This is a genomic window from Neobacillus rhizosphaerae (assembly GCF_050477885.1).
Classification (GTDB): domain Bacteria; phylum Bacillota; class Bacilli; order Bacillales; family Cytobacillaceae; genus Neobacillus; species Neobacillus rhizosphaerae_A.
On record NZ_JBCNAC010000028.1, the window covers coordinates 70,521 to 86,825 of the forward strand.

Below are 16,305 nucleotides of genomic sequence, written 5' to 3' on the forward strand. Positions count from 1 at the left end.
CAAATAAACCCGTCAAAGGCTTAAATTGTTACACATGTACGTTCAGGACATAAAAAGGACAGACTAATCCTATTCTTCAGGTTCAACATTTTTCGTTATTCGAATCATGTTCTGAAAAACAAGATTATAACTTCATCGGCCCAAATTCATTCCTTTACATTTTGATAGATATATTGTATTTAATATTACCTAAAGTTGTCAATCAATTCCTTAAAATTGACATTAGAATATGGGATTTGTTCCTCTATTCTATGCTTCAAATCTTTAAGCGTGTATGCTTGCCAATCCTCAAGACTGTGTAAATCCCACTTTTCTATAAATAACACGTATAAAAATATCTCTCTTATTTTCAGGAATATAGGAATTTGTTCAAGCATTTCCCTGTGTATAGGCTGTTCCTCCGCATAGCCTTTTAAAAAATGAAGCCAAAAAATTTTGCTAAAATCTGTTTGTTCTGGAGTAAAGGATGACGTCAACCAGTAAGCATGATAAAAGGAAACGGCCAAATCATAGGCAAACCAATGATAGGCACAGTCATCGAAATCAAAAACAGTGATTCTTCTGTCCTTCACAAAGAAATTACCTTGATGAAAATCATTATGGATAAGACCAAATAAATGGGAATCTTGATGAAATTCTCTTAATTCGTCCAAAAGTTTTGTGTATCGGTCTATAATGAGTTTGGAATTAATTTTTGGAAGAAGATTAAGAAGATCTGGTTCCTCTTTTGTCCATTTGGGCCTATCAAGCTCTATTCGCTGTGAAACTTTATGCATTCTGCCGATTTGTTTTCCCCAATTATAAAATAAATCACTGTTCCAAACGTTCGCATCCGTAACATCCACAGCCACACCTTGCGCTTTTTCAAAGGCAACCACAAAATATTTGTCCACTAATTCAATCATTAGGTTATTTTTAGAAGGGACTGGTCTTGAAACGGAGACCTCAGCTTTTTCAAGAGCTGCAATAAACTTTAGTTCATTTTCTAGGGCAGAGAAACTCTTCTTATTCCTATTGGAAATTCTTAAAATATAGTCCCTTCCATCTTTGCAATAGCTATATACAGAATTTTGGAATCCGTTAGTGATAGGGATAAGTTCTTCGGGTGCAAGGTCATACCTTGCAGCAAATTTATGTATGTTCATAAATATTCCTTTCGTTAAAAAACACCATGCAAGTTTGCATGGTGTTTATCTTCAAAACTAAATTAAGCTTGTAATTTTTCACGTAGAACCATTTGTAGAATTCCACCGTGACGGTAGTAGTCAATTTCAACTTCAGAATCGAAACGAACAAGAACTTCGAACTCTTTCTTGTTACCAGCTTCGTCAGTAGCTGTAACTTTTAGAAGATCACGTGGTTTTACATTTTCGTCTACTTGAACTTCGAATGTCTCTTTACCAGTTAATCCAAGAGTTTCAGCGCTATCGCCATCCTTGAATTGAAGTGGAAGAACACCCATTAATACTAGATTTGAACGGTGAATACGCTCGAAGCTTTCTGCAAGAACAGTTTTAATACCTAAAAGGTTTGTTCCTTTAGCGGCCCAGTCACGAGATGAACCCATTCCATAATCTTTTCCAGCAAGAACCATAAGGCCAGTGCCGTTTTCTTTGTACTTCATGCATGCATCGTAAATAGAAGTAACTTCGCCTGTTGGCCAGTAAGTAGTGAATCCACCTTCTGTACCAGGTGCGATTTGGTTACGAATACGAATGTTTGCGAACGTTCCACGCATCATAACTTCGTGGTTACCACGACGTGATCCGTAAGAGTTAAAGTCACGAGGTTGAACGCCTTTTTCTAATAAGTATTTTCCAGCTGGAGTATTTTTACCAATAGCTCCCGCAGGTGAAATGTGATCAGTTGTAACAGAGTCACCAAACTTACCAACTACACGAAGTCCTGTTAAAGGTTCAACCGTACCAGGTTCTGGTGATAAACCTTCAAAGAATGGCGGGTTAGCAATGTAAGTAGAATCCTCATCCCAAGTATATAATGGCTCATTGCTAGTTTTGATTTGATTCCATAGCTCGTTGCTTTCAAAGACATTTTCATATTCTTTACGGAATAATTCAGGTGTAACAGTCTTTTTAACAACGTCATTAACTTCAGCAGTTGATGGCCAGATATCCTTGAAGAATACATCATTACCGTCTTTATCTTTACCAATTGCTTCAGAAGCGAAGTCAATGTTCACTGTACCAGCAAGAGCGTATGCTACTACAAGTGGTGGTGAAGCAAGATAGTTGGCTTTTACAAGCGGGTGAATTCGGCCTTCGAAGTTACGGTTACCTGAAAGTACAGAAGTAACTAAAAGATCGTTTTCAGCAATAGTTTTTTCAATTTCTTCCTTTAATGGACCGGAGTTCCCGATACATGTTGTACATCCGTAACCAACTAGGTTGAAACCGATTTGTTCTAAATATGGAAGTAATCCAGAATCACGAAGGTATCCAGTTACAACCTTTGAACCAGGTGCTAAAGAAGTTTTTACAAACTTAGGAACTTCCATTCCTAACTCAACAGCTTTCTTCGCAACAAGTCCTGCTCCAACTAGAACATAAGGGTTGGAAGTATTTGTACAGCTAGTGATTGATGCGATCGCAACAGCACCTGTTTTGATAGCAGTTTCATCACCGTTATTGAATTTAATCGTTGCTTCTTTTGCAAGTTCGTCAGCTTGTAAGCCGAATCCTTGGTTTCCTTGTGGAGCAGAAACAGCTTTAGTGAACTCTTCTTTCATTTTTGAAAGTGGAATTAAATCTTGTGGACGCTTAGGACCAGAAAGATTTGCTTCGATCACAGAAAGATCGATTTCTACTACATTTGTATAAACTGGCTCTTCTGAAGGATTGAAGAATAAGCCATTTTCTTTACAGTATTGCTCTACAACTTGGATTTGCTCTTCGTCACGGCCTGTTAAGCGCATGTAATTTAATGATTCACTGTCAATAGCGAAGAATCCGCAAGTTGCACCATATTCAGGAGCCATGTTAGCAATCGTAGCACGGTCCGCAAGTGGGAGTACAGAAACACCTGGTCCGAAGAACTCTACGAATTTACCAACTACACCTTGGCTACGAAGTACTTGAGTAACTTTTAAAGCTAAGTCTGTTGCGGTAGCGCCGTTTGGAAGCTCACCAGTTAGCTTAACCCCTACTACTTCAGGAACTGGGAAATATGAAGGCTGTCCAAGCATTCCTGCTTCCGCTTCGATACCACCTACGCCCCATCCAAGAACACCAAGACCGTTAATCATGGTAGTATGAGAGTCAGTTCCAACTAATGTATCTGGATATGCTTCAAGTTCGCCGTCAGTTTCAGCAACATGAACAACGTCAGCTAAGTATTCAAGGTTTACTTGGTGTACGATACCTGTTGCTGGTGGAACAGCACGGTAGTTATTGAATGATTTTTGTGCCCAGCTTAAGAATTGGTAACGCTCTGCATTACGTTCGAATTCTAGGTCCATGTTAACTTTTAATGAATCAGCAGAACCGTAAGCATCAACCTGTACAGAGTGGTCAATTACAAGATCAACTGTTTTTTCAGGGTTGATTTTGTCTGGATCTCCACCAAGGTCAGCCATTGCTTTTCTTAAAGAAGCAAGGTCTACAACTGCTGGAACACCAGTGAAGTCTTGTAGGATAACACGTGAAGGCTTAAATGGTACATCTACCTCTTTAAGTTCAGCTGTTCCCCATTTTGCTAAGTTTTCAACATGCTCTTTTGTGATTACACGGCCATCATATTGGCGTAAAACTGATTCAAGTAATACTTTTACAGAATAAGGCAATTTGGAAACATTACCAATGCCTGCTTCTTCCAATGCTGCTAAACGGTAATAGTGGTAGCGTTTGCCGTTTACTTCAAAGGAAGAACGCGCGTTAAATACATCATTTTTTACCATGAGTAAAAACCCCCTCGTTCGTCATCATAATACAAGTTTAACGAAAAGTCGAAAAGTTTGAATTTTCCCATCCATCTTCACTTTTCTCACAATTCTAATCTTAATACAACCTATTACATAAGTAAATAACAAGAAAGTTATTGTGATTGATAAGTTTTTCTTATGTTTTTTTTATGTATTTTGTTCCGAATATTTCGAAAATCTTATTTGTCATAAGTAAATGCAGAAACTGGGAAAAAAAAATTTTTCGCTATTATTATCTCAAAAAACCAATTGATTGTCATTTTTCATGGTCTATAGGAAATAGTAACACTATCAGGAGGTGAGTGAAAGATGGCAAAACGCAAGTCAAACCATGTCATTCCTGGTGCCAATGCTGCTAAAGGACAAGGTAATGGTGCTGGATTTAATGAGGAACTAGCAAGTGAACAAGGATTAAGTATGAAAGAAAAAATGAACAATAAAAAGCGGAAGAAAAACCAATAAAAAAAGGGGTCTCGTCCAAATGAAGCAGTGGGACAAGACCCCTTTTTGTTTTATGCCCTATTCAGTTTGATTTACTTCAGCTACAATACTTTGTAGATCTTGTTGGAATCGCTCTAATTGTGCACGTTGGTGTTCAGAGGCAACCTCTAGAGCGTTTTCGATTTGCTGGTATGCTTCATTTACTTCGTTTTTTAGGTGCTTTAGTTGATGGCCATAATTGGCACTATCATTTACGATTTGATTAAAAAATCCTTGTACCTCTTCATATCCTTGCTGTGCTGCCTGAAATGCCTGTTGCTTGTCCTTGTTGTAAGGATATTTCTCCATTGTCTTTTTCACTCCTTAATTTTGTTTACCGTTAAATTGCACAGAAGAACAAAATTTATTCAGCATAAAAAGACTTAATCCCTGCATCCTAATATGTAGGAGGGATGAAAATGAACAAAAACGATGGCAAAGATATGAGAAAAAATGCACCAAAACAATCGGGGCAGCCAGAACCATTAAGCGGTTCTCATAAAGTTAAGAATCGCAACCATTCTCGTGCAAAACATAATACACATCATGATATGTAAATTCATAAAAATAGACCCCTCATTTTAAGAGGGGTCCACATTTACTAAAGCATCTAATAAATTGTTTTGTTCTTCAACTGTTACGGTTCTTAGGTCGATAATAAAGTCATCTTTTTGGATTCTTCCTACAATAGCTGGCTTGCATTCGGTTCTTAATTTTCTTCCAAGCTGTTCGGCTGTAAAAGTATTATGTTTAAGGGCTATTACCCGTGTAGGCAACTCTACATCAGGCATGGTCCCCCCACCTACTTGACTAATGTCTTTGAAAATTTTTGTCTCATAGCTGTTTGTCCTTTGTAACAATTTCGTAACAAAAGAATGACATCTTTCGTCTAATTCATTAATAGAAACTAATAAATCACGAATGACTGGAATATTTCGTAAGGCATTTTCACCGCGAGCATAATCAATTAGCGTACCCTCAAGCGCTGCTAAAGTCATCTTATCGACTCGTACCACCCGTGCTAACTGATGTTTCTTCAATTTATCTATGATTTCTTTCTTGCCAGCAATTATTCCTGCTTGAGGACCACCAAGAAGCTTATCGCCACTAAAAGTAACAATATCTGCCCCCAATTCAATGACCTCTTTTACGACAGGTTCATCTCCGATTCCATGTTTTCTGAAGTCATAGAGGGCACCACTACCTAAATCCTCATAAAAAATAGCATCGTCATGGCCCTTGGATAGTGAAATAAGTTCCTCTGTTTCCACAGACTTTGTAAAGCCGATCACCTTAAAATTACTTGTATGGACCTTCATAATGATTGCTGTCTCAGAAGTAACAGCATTTTCGTAATCAAAAAGATGTGTCTTATTGGTTGTCCCTACTTCTATTAAGATTGCACCGCTTTCCTCCATAATAGATGAAATTCTAAAAGATCCGCCAATTTCAACAAGCTGTCCCCTTGAAACAATGACCTCTTTATTTTTCGCTAGTGCTCTTAGAACAAGATAAACAGCGGAGGCATTGTTATTTACAACCATTGCTGCCTCTGCACCGGTAATTTCCTTAATAAGTGCTTCTACATGACTGTGTCGTGAACCTCTTTCCCCTTCTTTTAACTTATATTCAAGATTGGAATAATTCCGAGCAGTTTCAACGACATGATTGATAGCATTCTCGCTTAATCTAGCCCTGCCAAGATTGGTATGTAGGATAGTCCCCGTTGCATTAATTACTTTTTCTATAGTATAGGAAAAATGTTTGTCTAATTTATTTTCCAAAATGAGAAATAAATCATCATTAAAAGAGTTTGTTCCAGGGATAGAACCAGACCAATTATTCTCGATTAGAGCAGACCTTATATCATCGAGAACTTCTTTTAATTGTCTTGTAAGCTGCGGAGAATCAAGCTGGCTTACTTTTAGGAGATGTAAAAACCTCTCATGATTTTGAAGTTCATGCACTGCAGGAATGGAACGTAACCATTGTTTCACCTTAAAAACTCCTTCATTCATCCATCTTTTGCCCCATTATACCATAGGAGTTTCACATTTTAAGGACCAATGAATAAAATGAAACGAGCAAGGGGGTTTATATATGACAAAAAAAAGACAAACTCAAAATCAATCCTTTGATTATGAATTAGTAGAAAAATGGCTAGAAAACTATTTTTTGGATCCGCTAACATCGTTTCATGATCAAACTCAATTCCGAATCGATCTTTATGAGACAGAAAAGGAATGGATTGTTGAAGCGCTGTTAAGTGAATATGATGCATCCGAGATTAAAGTATATATTGAAGAAAGTAAATTATGTATCACTGCTACAAAATATCCCCCTTCAGAAAACCAATCCAAAAAGTTGCGAAGTATCGATTTTCCTTTTTTAGTGATTAAACAAGAGGTATTCGCCACTTTTACGAATGGTATTTTAGAGATTTTTATATCAAAAACAAAGAATGGTGTTGGGAAAAATAGATATATTACCTTGCCTTAAGCTTTATGAGGCAATTATTTTTTAATATAAGTTAACATAATATAATTATCGTTAATAAAAGAGACCGACTCATAAACCATGGAGTCGGCCTCTTTTTTTTATTATTTAGATTCCATTATTTGAATGATTTCATCTGTGTCAGGAAAAATTCCTGTATCCAGCTTGGAGTATATTTTTTCTCCATCTACAGTTACTTCAAATGCCCCACCTGAGCTAGGGATTAATTCAAGCTTTTGTATGTTCCGATAAAAATGGTTAAACAACTCTTCCGCGAAACTCGCGGCTTTTGGTGCGTAGTTTCATTGCATGCAAAATTCAACGACGACATGATAGTTCTTCATCTTTGAAAACCTCCACATTTCCTCTATCTATATAGTAGAATTATTTTACCCCATCCCCTATTCCATCGCAAATCTTTTGTCTCTTTTGAGTGCGGATTTATCACCGAAGAGTTATACTATGAGAATGGAGGTGGACATGTTGAGTGAACAAGAAAAAATTCGCCTAACCTCTTTATCAACAAAAGCTGGTTGAGGCTGCAAAATTGGTCCTGAGGACCTGGCGCAAGTTTTGCGTCTGTTACCTAAACAAGAACCTGTTCCCGAATTACTAGTGGGGCTTGATACGTCTGATGACGCTGGAGTATATAAGTTAACTGATTCGATTGCACTTATACAGACCGTAGACTATTTTACCCCTATTGTGGATGATCCTTATATGTTCGGGCAAATTACTGCTGCAAACGCATTAAGCGATGTGTATGCCATGGGTGGACAGCCCAAAACTGTCTTAAATATTGTTGGTTTTCCCATTAAAAAACTCGGAGCCGAAATGCTATCCCAGATTCTACGTGGTGCTGCTGATAAGGTGAAAGAGGCAGGTGCAATTACTGTGGGCGGTCATTCAATTGATGACCAAGAACCTAAATTTGGTCTTTCGGTTACTGGAATTGTTCATCCTGATAAGGTTTGGAAAAATGTTGGAGCTAAACCTGGCGACGTTCTTGTATTAACGAAGCCAATTGGTGTAGGTATTTTGACAACTGGAATCAAAAGAAGTGTTGTTACAGCTGAGCAAGAACAAATCGTTACGGAAACAATGGCGATGTTGAATAAGACGGCTTCAGAGGTACTAACCAATTATCAACCTCATTCCGTTACCGACGTTACCGGTTTCGGGCTATTGGGTCATGGCAGTGAAATGGCTCGCGGTAGTGATGTGAGCTTTGAGATCACCTATAGTCAGGTTCCTACGCTAGAAGGTACTTTGCAGTTAGCGAAAGATGGTGTGGTACCCGGTGGATCCAAATCAAATCATAAATGGTTAATCAACGATGTGGTTTATGAGGATGGCATTCTCCCTGAAGAGCAGCTTGTCCTTTGTGATGCCATAACCTCTGGTGGGCTACTTATTTCAATGGGTGAAGAGGAAGCACAAACATATGTGGAGAATCTTCGTGCAAAAGGCTTGTCTCATGCAGCTATTATTGGTCGAGTGACCGAGAAAAATGATAAACTTATTTATGTAAAAAGATAACAGCGAAGCAAATGCTTCGCTGTTTTTCTATTGTGGTTTTTTACCTGATAATGGAAAAATAGCCAATACTTAAGAAAAATGAGACAATCTATTGAAAAATTTCGCCAATCCCACTAGAAAATGGGCCATTCTCATAAAAAAATCCTGAGCCAGTCTAGACTCAGGATTCGAACAATTACAGTTTTTGACGCAGTTTTTCAATCATATCTCGTGTCATTTTGTCTAAATCATACTTGTAAGTAAAGCCCCATTCATTTTTAGCGGCTGCTGCATCAATCGAATTTGGCCAACTATCCGCAATACTTTGCCGAGCTGGGTCGACATTATATGAAATTTCAAAGCCAGGGATATACTTGGCAATACTTGTTGCAATCTCTTCAGGGTCAAAGCTCATAGCTGTTACGTTAAATGAATTACGATGAATCAACTTCGCAGGATCTGCTTCCATTAAATCAACTATAGCATTTAAGGCATCAGGCATGTACATCATATCCATATATGTGCCTTTATCAATATAGGAAGTATACTTACCATTTTTAATGGCTTCATAATAGATCTCGACAGCATAATCCGTAGTTCCTCCACCAGGAAGAGCCACATAAGAAATTAATCCCGGGAAACGTAAGCCACGAGTATCAACGCCAAACTTGTGATAATAATAATCCGATAACAATTCTCCCGCTACCTTATTGACACCATACATGGTGGTTGGACGCATTATCGTGTCCTGTGGTGTACTGTCTTTAGGTGTAGTTGGGCCAAATGCTCCAATAGAACTTGGAGTGAAAAATTGAGCATTAAGTTCTCTAGCTGTTTCTAATGCATTCATTAGACCGCCCATGTTCAAGTTCCAAGCAAATACAGGCTTTGCTTCCGCGGTTGCTGAAAGAAGTGCAGCTAAATGCATCACAGTGTCTACTTGGTATTTTTTTGCCGTTTCCACCATTTTGTTTAAATCTGTTACATCAACCGTTTCAAACGGTCCGCTATTTGCTGCCTCGCTGTCATTCTTCTTGATATCTGTAGCAATAACGTTATCCGCTCCGTAGATGTCTCTTAATTTTAAGGTTAATTCTGAACCGATTTGTCCTAAGGCACCTGTAATTAAAATACGCTTCATTGTTTCTCCGTCCTCTTCACTTATGCTAAGTAATTCTGTTTTCCATTATAGCTACGTCACCTACAACCTAAAGGTTCCGTTCATACGCATATATTAAATAACGCCCATTTCCTTGCCGACTTTCTCATAAGTCGCAATAGCTCGATCCAGCATTTCTTTTGTATGCGCAGCAGTTGGCATATTTCGAACACGTCCTGTTCCTTTTGGTACAGTTGGGAACACAATCGCCTTTGCATATACACCTTCTTCGTTCAAGCGTTTGCTGAATTGTTGAGTAAGTGCTTCGTCCCCGATGATACATGGAGTTATTGGGGTTTCACTGTTTCCGATATTGAAGCCTAATTCTTTTAAACCTTTTTTCAAATAGTTCCCATTTTCCCATAGCTTTTCGTTAAGCTCCGTGCTCTCCATTAAGATTTCAATGGACTTCTTACTTGCAGCAACATCTGCAGGAGTTAGAGAGGTAGAGAATAAGAATGGGCGACTACGAACCTTTAACCAGTCAATTAAATTCTTCTTCCCAGCCACATATCCACCAACAACACCAATTGCTTTAGATAGTGTCCCAATTTGGAAATCAATTTTATCAGAAAGGCCAAAATGCTTAACAGTTCCAGCCCCATCACCAAGGACACCGGAGCCATGGGCATCATCCACATATGTAATCAAATCAAATTCTTCAGCAATTTTTACAATTTCAGGTAATAAAGCTATATCCCCGTCCATAGAGAACACACCGTCAGTAATTACCATAATTTTATTATAGAGGCCAGACTCTTTTGCTTCTTTTGCCTTTGCACGTAAGTCTTCCATGTCAGAGTGGTTAACACGAATAATTTTTGCTCTAGAAAGACGGCAACCATCTATAATAGAAGCGTGGTTTAATTCATCAGATAAAATGGCGTCATTTTTATCCATTACGGCAGAAATAGCTGCCATATTACAGTTAAAACCGGATTGGTACGCAATTGCTGCTTCAGTATGCTTGAATTCTGCTAATTTTTCTTCTAATTCAACATGAAGTTTAAGTGTCCCGTTGATGGTCCGGACCGCACCAGCACCGACACCAAATTTTTCGAGCGCATCAGCTGCTGCCTTTTTTAATCGTTCATCGGTTGCTAAACCTAAATAGTTATTGGAAGAAAGATTGACAAGTTCTCTGCCATTTATCGTAATTAATGGGCCGTTGGGACTTTCAAGTGGGTCAATTACATTGTATAAACCCTTCCCTTTTAAATCCTCTAGGTTTTCATTTAAAAATTGCTCCAAAATCGTACTGGACATGATCAATTCCCCCATTTGCATTCGTAGGTTAAATTATTTTTCCTTAAAAAACATTTGTCCGCGTGGTGCGGACAATAGAAAGCTAATAAACAGCGTGATTAAAGGATTTCTACCAATACTTTATCATAAAATTAACGTATTGTTCATATCTAGAGGACAAAATCTAAAAATATTTTTATGTTTTTTTAGGATACCCTATATAAATAGCACTTATTTAAGAATAAACCTACATTTAGAATATTGTTCATTTCAATTACTTCTACCATTAAGGTATAATCATTTAATTAATCAAATAGATTGTTTCAAAGAAAGGATGTCAACTTTGTCATTATTGTATTCTCTTATTTATACACTACTTATTGGTTTCGTGTTTATTTTCCTGTTTAAACTCGCTTATGAATTCTTTTATGGCGAAAATCAAGAAAAACAAATGAGGAAAATACACAAATATTTTCATAAAGAAACGATTAAGAAAATCGATCGATTAGAACATGTACCTCGAAAATATACAATGTACCAAGTAGTAACAGACAAGGAAACAAAAAAGATCAAATTGAAACCGGGTTATAAAGTAATTAAAATGGTTGCTAAAGAGCAAAAAAAGAAAAAATAAATTACTTATCCTTGAACAAAAAGGAACCTATCCATCATGGACAGGTTCCTTCTCGCTTTATACTCCGGTTGGCCACGCCGACAACAGCCGTTCACTTATTTCACGCTTAGAAGTAAGCAGATATTCGAGGGATTGACAGAGGAATTTCCTCGTTTCACTAGGGTGTATGACATCGTCAATTAAATGCTTGGCCGCCGCTTTAAATGGTGAGCTGTCAAAAGACCATAGTTCTAATAGCTTCTGCCTTTCCTCCTTTGGATTTTCAGCGCGAGCAAGTTCTCTTCCAAATACTACGTTGACCCCAACTTCTGGTCCGGTAAAATTAATCTCTGCTGTCGGCCATGCGACGACTAAATCTCCTCCCATTCCTGGGCCGCACATATTCCCATAAGCAGCACCAATACTTTTTCGAATCACAACGGATATTTTAGGTACAGTTGCTAGCGCCAACGCCTGATTCCAAACCATAATTTTTGTCGGCATTTTTGCTTTCTCCGCTTCACTGCTGATTCGAAAACCAGGTGTATCATGCAGGAAAATAAGAGGAATATGGTAGGAATCACATAAACAAATAAATTCCGTTGCTTTTTGACATTCCTGTGGTCCTGGTGCACCAGCATACTGATTTGGCTGGTTAGCAACGATCCCTACACAATGTCCATTTAAGTGAGCAAAAGTTGTAATGAGCCCTTTACCAAATTTTCTTTGATACTCAAATGTAACCCCATCATCAACGAGCACTTCAATTATTTTCTTCATATCATATACACGATTGTTTTGCTGAGGCAAAATAGTAAATACTTCTTCAACCAGGCGATAGGGATCATCGTTCGTTTGTCTCATTTTCGGCCGTTCACCTGCATGTTGTGGCATGTATGAAAAGAAGTTCTTTAACTGCTCAATACATTCACCTTCTGTACTGCCATCTTCATCAATTTGACCCGTATATTTATGATGAATATCGACTCCGCCTAATTCCTCCGGAGTTAATTTTTGTCCATTTGCAAGTTCAAGCATTCGCGGGCCAGCAATAGCCATACATGTCCCCTGGAGCTGGGTAACGAAATCAGAAGATACTGCGGCCCAGGTTGGACCGCCAAAGCTATCACCAAGAATAGCCGTCATGGTCGGAACTTGGCGATGAAGAGTAAGCATTTCACGCGGAAACAATTTATCGCTTATTCCATCAGACCCCATTCCATCAGGCATCCGTAGGCCTCCACCTTCATGAAGTGAGAAAATCGGCAGTCCGTTTTTTACCGCAAATTCATGTATACTTTTTGATTTACGAATATGGACATTACCTTCAGTTCCAGCGAATACAGTCTTATCCCCTGCTTGAATAATCGCAGGTCTACCGTTTATTTTTCCTACACCTGTAATGAGTCCGTCTCCATAGCTTTTATGTTCTGTTCCTTTCACATCAGAAGTATTAAGCATGCCGAGTTCCATAAAGGTACCTGCATCCGCTAATTTATTTATTCTCTCCCTCGCTGTCAGCAGTCCTCGATCATGTTGTGCGGCTATTTTTTCGGGTCCTCCACCTAAAAGAGCGGCTTCTTTCTTTGCCAGCAGATCAACAGTTAGTTGCTTTAAAGTATCCATGTTTCGCTCTCCTACTCCTCTTTTAGTAATTTTCGAAGTACCTTGCCAGAAGGTGTTTCGGGTAGTTGATCAATGATTTTCAAGTACCGGGGATACTTATAGGCAGCCATCGTCTCTTTAGCCCATGCAATGAGGTCAACTGCTGTAAGTTTCTCCTTTTCACTATCATGTAAAACAACAAACGCTTTCACCACTTCACCTTTTAAAGGATCTGGAACACCAATGACGGCGGATTGACGGATAGCAGGATGCAGATTCAAAAGAGCTTCTACATCTTCTGGAAAAATACTATAACCCGAACTTTTTATCATTTCCTTCACACGGCCAAGGAAATATAAAAATCCCTCCTCGTCAAGATATCCTATATCCCCTGTATGGACCCATCCGTCCTGAAGTGTCACAGAGGTAGCATCAGGTCTGTTTAAATATCCTTTAAAAACACCAGGGTTTTTAATAACAATTTCTCCCTGCTTGCCTGCCGGTTGTTCCTCGCCCGTTTCAAGGTTCAAAATCCGAATTTGCGTTTCGTAAATGGGTATTCCACAGGATCCATACTTAATTTTATCTTTTGGCATAAAGGTATCACAGGTGTGTGTTTCACTAAGACCGTACGCTGCTTCAAACAGACTACATCCTTTTGTCAAAGTACTCCAATTATCCGCTAATTCTTTCGTTACTTGAACACCAAAGCTCGTTGCCAAATTCTTTTTTAAACTGGAAAGATTTCTTTCCTTAATGGTTGGAAGTTGTAAAATGGCCCAATTCATAGGGGCAATGCTATACCAATACGTGATTTGTTCTTTTTCAATAGCTTCAACGGTGGCAAGAGGGTCAAACCGAGTGAATAAAACACATGGTCTACCTGTGTATACGGGACTATTAAGTCCCATGACCATTCCGGCAATATGACATAACGGGGCGCTAGCTAATAAAACATCCTTTTCCCCCATCCCATTCGCTTGCATAGAGGCAGCAGTTTTAAATAACGCATTTCCGTATGTTAACATGGCCCCTTTCGGCCTGCCGGTTGTGCCTGAGGTGAACACGATTAATCCAACATCATTCCATAAATCAATCGTTCCTTTAGCTTCAAAGGGTATTTCATTTTGGAGAATCTCACACAAGTCATCTGTTTCAGTGAATTTTTGTTTTGATAATAGAAATTCTTCTGGAAACTTCCATTCGGGCTTTTCTGGGAGAAAATCATGATAATTTGTGGTCACAACAAACTGTAATGGGTGGGTTTTTTCTATAGCTTTTTTCACTAGGGGATACCCTTCTGTACCTGAAATGATTCCTTCAATCGGTGCTTCTTCTAAAAAGTATGCTAATTCATTCTCTTTAAACATAGGGTTTAAAGGTACAACCATTCCACCTAATCTTTGAATAGCAAAATGAGCAATTATATACTGAGGACAATTTTGCAGATAAAGGGCTACACAAGTCCCCTTCTTCACACCCTTCTTATGTAAATAGTGTGCAAATCGCTTTACCTGATTCGAAAGAGCATCCCAGGTAATCCTCTTACCGTAAAAAATGTAGGCTGTTTCATTAGGTTTCTGTTTTGCATGTTGTTCCAAGTAATCAACGAGTGACTTTTCTCCCTGCAAATAATCCAGTTTTGAAGGTAATTGTGTTGGCCAGTATGGTCGGGTTTTTTCAACCATTTACATTCCTCCCAAAATTGTAAGAATAGAAAATATTTCATTTGCGAAAATCACATTCTAACCGGTTAGTATTTTTTAAAAAGAGAAGGCCGGTAATGGAGCCTTCTCTTCCCTTTACTACATTTATTCAACGATGAACCTATTAATTCACATGAACCCCGTTTAATTTACTAGCATTCCGATTCACTTTTTCGAGAGCCTCTTTATACTCAAGCTCTAATCGATTAATAATATCGGCGGTCGATTCGATTTTATCAATGGCCCCAACCCCATGACCAGCGGACCAAATATCGCGCCATGCCTTTGATTTCGTCTCTCTCTGCATACTATCAAAGTTAACTTGGTCTTTTTTTACAAGCTGTTCAGGGTTTAAGCCCGCTTTTACAATACTAGGCTTTAACATATTACACATCACACCTGAAAACGCATCTGTTAAAACAATATCTTCCTGTGTGGACTCAACTAGCATCTCTCTATATTCATCATTTGCCATGCTTTCAGTGGCCACAATGAAGCGTGTTCCCATATAAGCAAGATCTGCACCAGCAGCTTGTGCGGCTAAAATTCCTTTACCTGTTGAGATTGAACCAGCAAGGATGATGATTCCATCCCAAAAACTTCTTACCATGTCAACAAAAGCAAAGCTATTAATTTGACCGGCGTGCCCACCTGCACCACTTGCTACTAAAATTAAACCATCGACTCCTGTTTCTGCTGCTTTTCTAGCAAAGTTTAAATCGCTTACATCAGAAAATACGAGACCACCATATTCGTGTACGATGTCGACTACATGTTTTGGACTTCCTAGTGAGGTAATCACTAATTGTGGCTTATGTTTTTTAAGCAGTTCCAACTCTTCCTGAAGGCGGCCATACGTGCTATGTACCACCATATTCATGGCCCACGGAGCAATTTTACGATCAGGATTCTGTACACGAGCCTCCTCTAGTTCTTCATTTAATTCTCCCATCCATTGATCAAGTACCTCGATTGGTCTTGCATTGGGAGCAGGAAAAGAACCAATTACTCCATTCAAACAACAATTTTTAACAAGGTCTGGTCCAGACACTAAAAACATTGGTGCAGAGATAACAGGAAGCCTCAGCTGAGTCCACCAGTTTTCAGGAATACTTTTATTCAACGCACTCACTCCTAATTTAGAATTTTCTGAATAAAACACTCTTCTTTATAGTACCTTAAAATGAATGGTTATTCAATCTTTGGAAGGAATAAATATGAAACTTGATTAAAAGCGAATATTCGATGTAAATACAAACAAAACATTCGTATTTTAGATAAATAAGGTTGATTTATGTTTTACTCATGCTATAATGTTAGTAAATTAATAATGTATCACTCATATAATAGCGGGGATATGGCCCGCAAGTTTCTACCAGATTGCCGTTAACAATCTGACTATGAGTGAGTAATAGAAGTTCGTTTATTCAAACGAATATTTCTATATCCTTTCGGCATATAAGCCCAAAGGTCATTGCTCACTCCATTTTTGTTGTGATCATGACTTTTGGGCTTTTTATTTTTTAGCTGTGTTAAAGAACAGTGT

General features: G+C 38.4%; 15 protein-coding genes and 1 riboswitch. Of the genes, 5 read left to right on the forward strand and 10 right to left on the reverse strand.

What is annotated here, in order from left to right:
• Positions 1-185: 185 nt before the first annotated feature.
• Entirely contained in the window at positions 186-1,145 is a 960-nt protein-coding gene (locus ABES03_RS03940) for a phosphotransferase enzyme family protein (protein WP_430115317.1), read from the reverse strand.
• A gap of 62 nt (positions 1,146-1,207) precedes the next feature.
• Positions 1,208-3,913, reverse strand: coding sequence for an aconitate hydratase AcnA (gene acnA / locus ABES03_RS03945; RefSeq protein WP_430115319.1), 2,706 nt, complete (start codon positions 3,911-3,913; stop codon positions 1,208-1,210).
• Between the two features lie 333 nt (positions 3,914-4,246).
• Here acnA and sspO point away from each other — a divergent pair, with 333 nt between their 5' ends.
• Complete coding sequence (gene sspO / locus ABES03_RS03950) at positions 4,247-4,399, forward strand: small acid-soluble spore protein O (protein ID WP_430115322.1); 153 nt, start codon at positions 4,247-4,249, stop codon at positions 4,397-4,399.
• Between the two features lie 57 nt (positions 4,400-4,456).
• Here the strand turns inward: sspO and ABES03_RS03955 are convergent, their stop codons facing one another.
• Positions 4,457-4,726, reverse strand: a complete 270-nt coding sequence (locus ABES03_RS03955) for a hypothetical protein (RefSeq protein WP_307290814.1) — start codon at positions 4,724-4,726, stop codon at positions 4,457-4,459.
• 110 nt (positions 4,727-4,836) lie between these two features.
• Here ABES03_RS03955 and ABES03_RS03960 point away from each other — a divergent pair, with 110 nt between their 5' ends.
• Positions 4,837-4,974: a small acid-soluble spore protein P gene (locus tag ABES03_RS03960; protein ID WP_026567314.1), complete on the forward strand. Its 138-nt coding sequence runs from the start codon at positions 4,837-4,839 to the stop codon at positions 4,972-4,974.
• 24 nt (positions 4,975-4,998) lie between these two features.
• Here ABES03_RS03960 and selA read toward each other — a convergent pair whose 3' ends face one another.
• Positions 4,999-6,414 (reverse strand): L-seryl-tRNA(Sec) selenium transferase, encoded by a 1,416-nt coding sequence (gene selA, locus ABES03_RS03965; RefSeq protein ID WP_430115325.1) that lies wholly within the window; start codon positions 6,412-6,414, stop codon positions 4,999-5,001.
• Between the two features lie 103 nt (positions 6,415-6,517).
• On the opposite strand from selA, the gene ABES03_RS03970 reads away from it, so the two are divergent.
• A complete protein-coding gene (locus ABES03_RS03970; RefSeq protein ID WP_430115328.1) occupies positions 6,518-6,916 on the forward strand; it encodes an Hsp20/alpha crystallin family protein in 399 nt (132 codons plus the stop codon).
• A gap of 101 nt (positions 6,917-7,017) precedes the next feature.
• Here ABES03_RS03970 and ABES03_RS03975 read toward each other — a convergent pair whose 3' ends face one another.
• Complete coding sequence (locus tag ABES03_RS03975; protein ID WP_374121051.1) at positions 7,018-7,257, reverse strand: Rdx family protein; 240 nt, start codon at positions 7,255-7,257, stop codon at positions 7,018-7,020.
• A 136-nt stretch (positions 7,258-7,393) separates the two neighbouring features.
• On the opposite strand from ABES03_RS03975, the gene selD reads away from it, so the two are divergent.
• Positions 7,394-8,452, forward strand: coding sequence for a selenide, water dikinase SelD (gene selD, locus ABES03_RS03980; RefSeq protein ID WP_430115331.1), 1,059 nt, complete (start codon positions 7,394-7,396; stop codon positions 8,450-8,452).
• Between the two features lie 175 nt (positions 8,453-8,627).
• Here the strand turns inward: selD and ABES03_RS03985 are convergent, their stop codons facing one another.
• Both ABES03_RS03985 and ABES03_RS03990 read right to left on the reverse strand, forming a co-directional pair.
• Positions 8,628-9,572, reverse strand: a complete 945-nt coding sequence (locus ABES03_RS03985; RefSeq protein WP_430115333.1) for an L-threonine 3-dehydrogenase — start codon at positions 9,570-9,572, stop codon at positions 8,628-8,630.
• A 93-nt stretch (positions 9,573-9,665) separates the two neighbouring features.
• Positions 9,666-10,856, reverse strand: a complete 1,191-nt coding sequence (locus tag ABES03_RS03990; protein WP_430115336.1) for a glycine C-acetyltransferase — start codon at positions 10,854-10,856, stop codon at positions 9,666-9,668.
• Between the two features lie 322 nt (positions 10,857-11,178).
• Here ABES03_RS03990 and ABES03_RS03995 point away from each other — a divergent pair, with 322 nt between their 5' ends.
• Complete coding sequence (locus tag ABES03_RS03995) at positions 11,179-11,469, forward strand: hypothetical protein (protein ID WP_335549146.1); 291 nt, start codon at positions 11,179-11,181, stop codon at positions 11,467-11,469.
• Positions 11,470-11,526: 57 nt separating this feature from the next.
• Here the strand turns inward: ABES03_RS03995 and ABES03_RS04000 are convergent, their stop codons facing one another.
• The 3 genes from ABES03_RS04000 to ABES03_RS04010 all read right to left on the reverse strand — a co-directional run bounded on the left by ABES03_RS04000 (position 11,527) and on the right by ABES03_RS04010 (position 15,882).
• On the reverse strand, positions 11,527-13,074 hold the full coding sequence (locus ABES03_RS04000; RefSeq protein WP_430115339.1) for an acyl-CoA carboxylase subunit beta: 1,548 nt from the start codon (positions 13,072-13,074) through the stop codon (positions 11,527-11,529).
• Positions 13,075-13,085: 11 nt separating this feature from the next.
• Positions 13,086-14,741 (reverse strand): class I adenylate-forming enzyme family protein, encoded by a 1,656-nt coding sequence (locus ABES03_RS04005; RefSeq protein WP_430115340.1) that lies wholly within the window; start codon positions 14,739-14,741, stop codon positions 13,086-13,088.
• Positions 14,742-14,883: 142 nt separating this feature from the next.
• Positions 14,884-15,882, reverse strand: coding sequence for an NAD(P)H-dependent flavin oxidoreductase (locus ABES03_RS04010; RefSeq protein WP_430115342.1), 999 nt, complete (start codon positions 15,880-15,882; stop codon positions 14,884-14,886).
• 196 nt (positions 15,883-16,078) lie between these two features.
• Positions 16,079-16,180: riboswitch (purine riboswitch) on the forward strand.
• Positions 16,181-16,305: the final 125 nt, after the last annotated feature.

What these genes read in the sequence shown, in the direction of transcription:
- ABES03_RS03940 (WP_430115317.1), bottom strand. Translation starts at nt 1,145, where the DNA reads ATGAACATACATAAATTTGCTGCAAGGTATGACCTTGCACCCGAAGAA.
- acnA (WP_430115319.1), bottom strand. Translation starts at nt 3,913, where the DNA reads ATGGTAAAAAATGATGTATTTAACGCGCGTTCTTCCTTTGAAGTAAAC.
- sspO (WP_430115322.1), top strand. Translation starts at nt 4,247, where the DNA reads ATGGCAAAACGCAAGTCAAACCATGTCATTCCTGGTGCCAATGCTGCT.
- ABES03_RS03955 (WP_307290814.1), bottom strand. Translation starts at nt 4,726, where the DNA reads ATGGAGAAATATCCTTACAACAAGGACAAGCAACAGGCATTTCAGGCA.
- ABES03_RS03960 (WP_026567314.1), top strand. Translation starts at nt 4,837, where the DNA reads ATGAACAAAAACGATGGCAAAGATATGAGAAAAAATGCACCAAAACAA.
- ABES03_RS03970 (WP_430115328.1), top strand. Translation starts at nt 6,518, where the DNA reads ATGACAAAAAAAAGACAAACTCAAAATCAATCCTTTGATTATGAATTA.
- ABES03_RS03985 (WP_430115333.1), bottom strand. Translation starts at nt 9,572, where the DNA reads ATGAAGCGTATTTTAATTACAGGTGCCTTAGGACAAATCGGTTCAGAA.
- ABES03_RS03990 (WP_430115336.1), bottom strand. Translation starts at nt 10,856, where the DNA reads ATGTCCAGTACGATTTTGGAGCAATTTTTAAATGAAAACCTAGAGGAT.
- ABES03_RS04000 (WP_430115339.1), bottom strand. Translation starts at nt 13,074, where the DNA reads ATGGATACTTTAAAGCAACTAACTGTTGATCTGCTGGCAAAGAAAGAA.
- ABES03_RS04005 (WP_430115340.1), bottom strand. Translation starts at nt 14,741, where the DNA reads ATGGTTGAAAAAACCCGACCATACTGGCCAACACAATTACCTTCAAAA.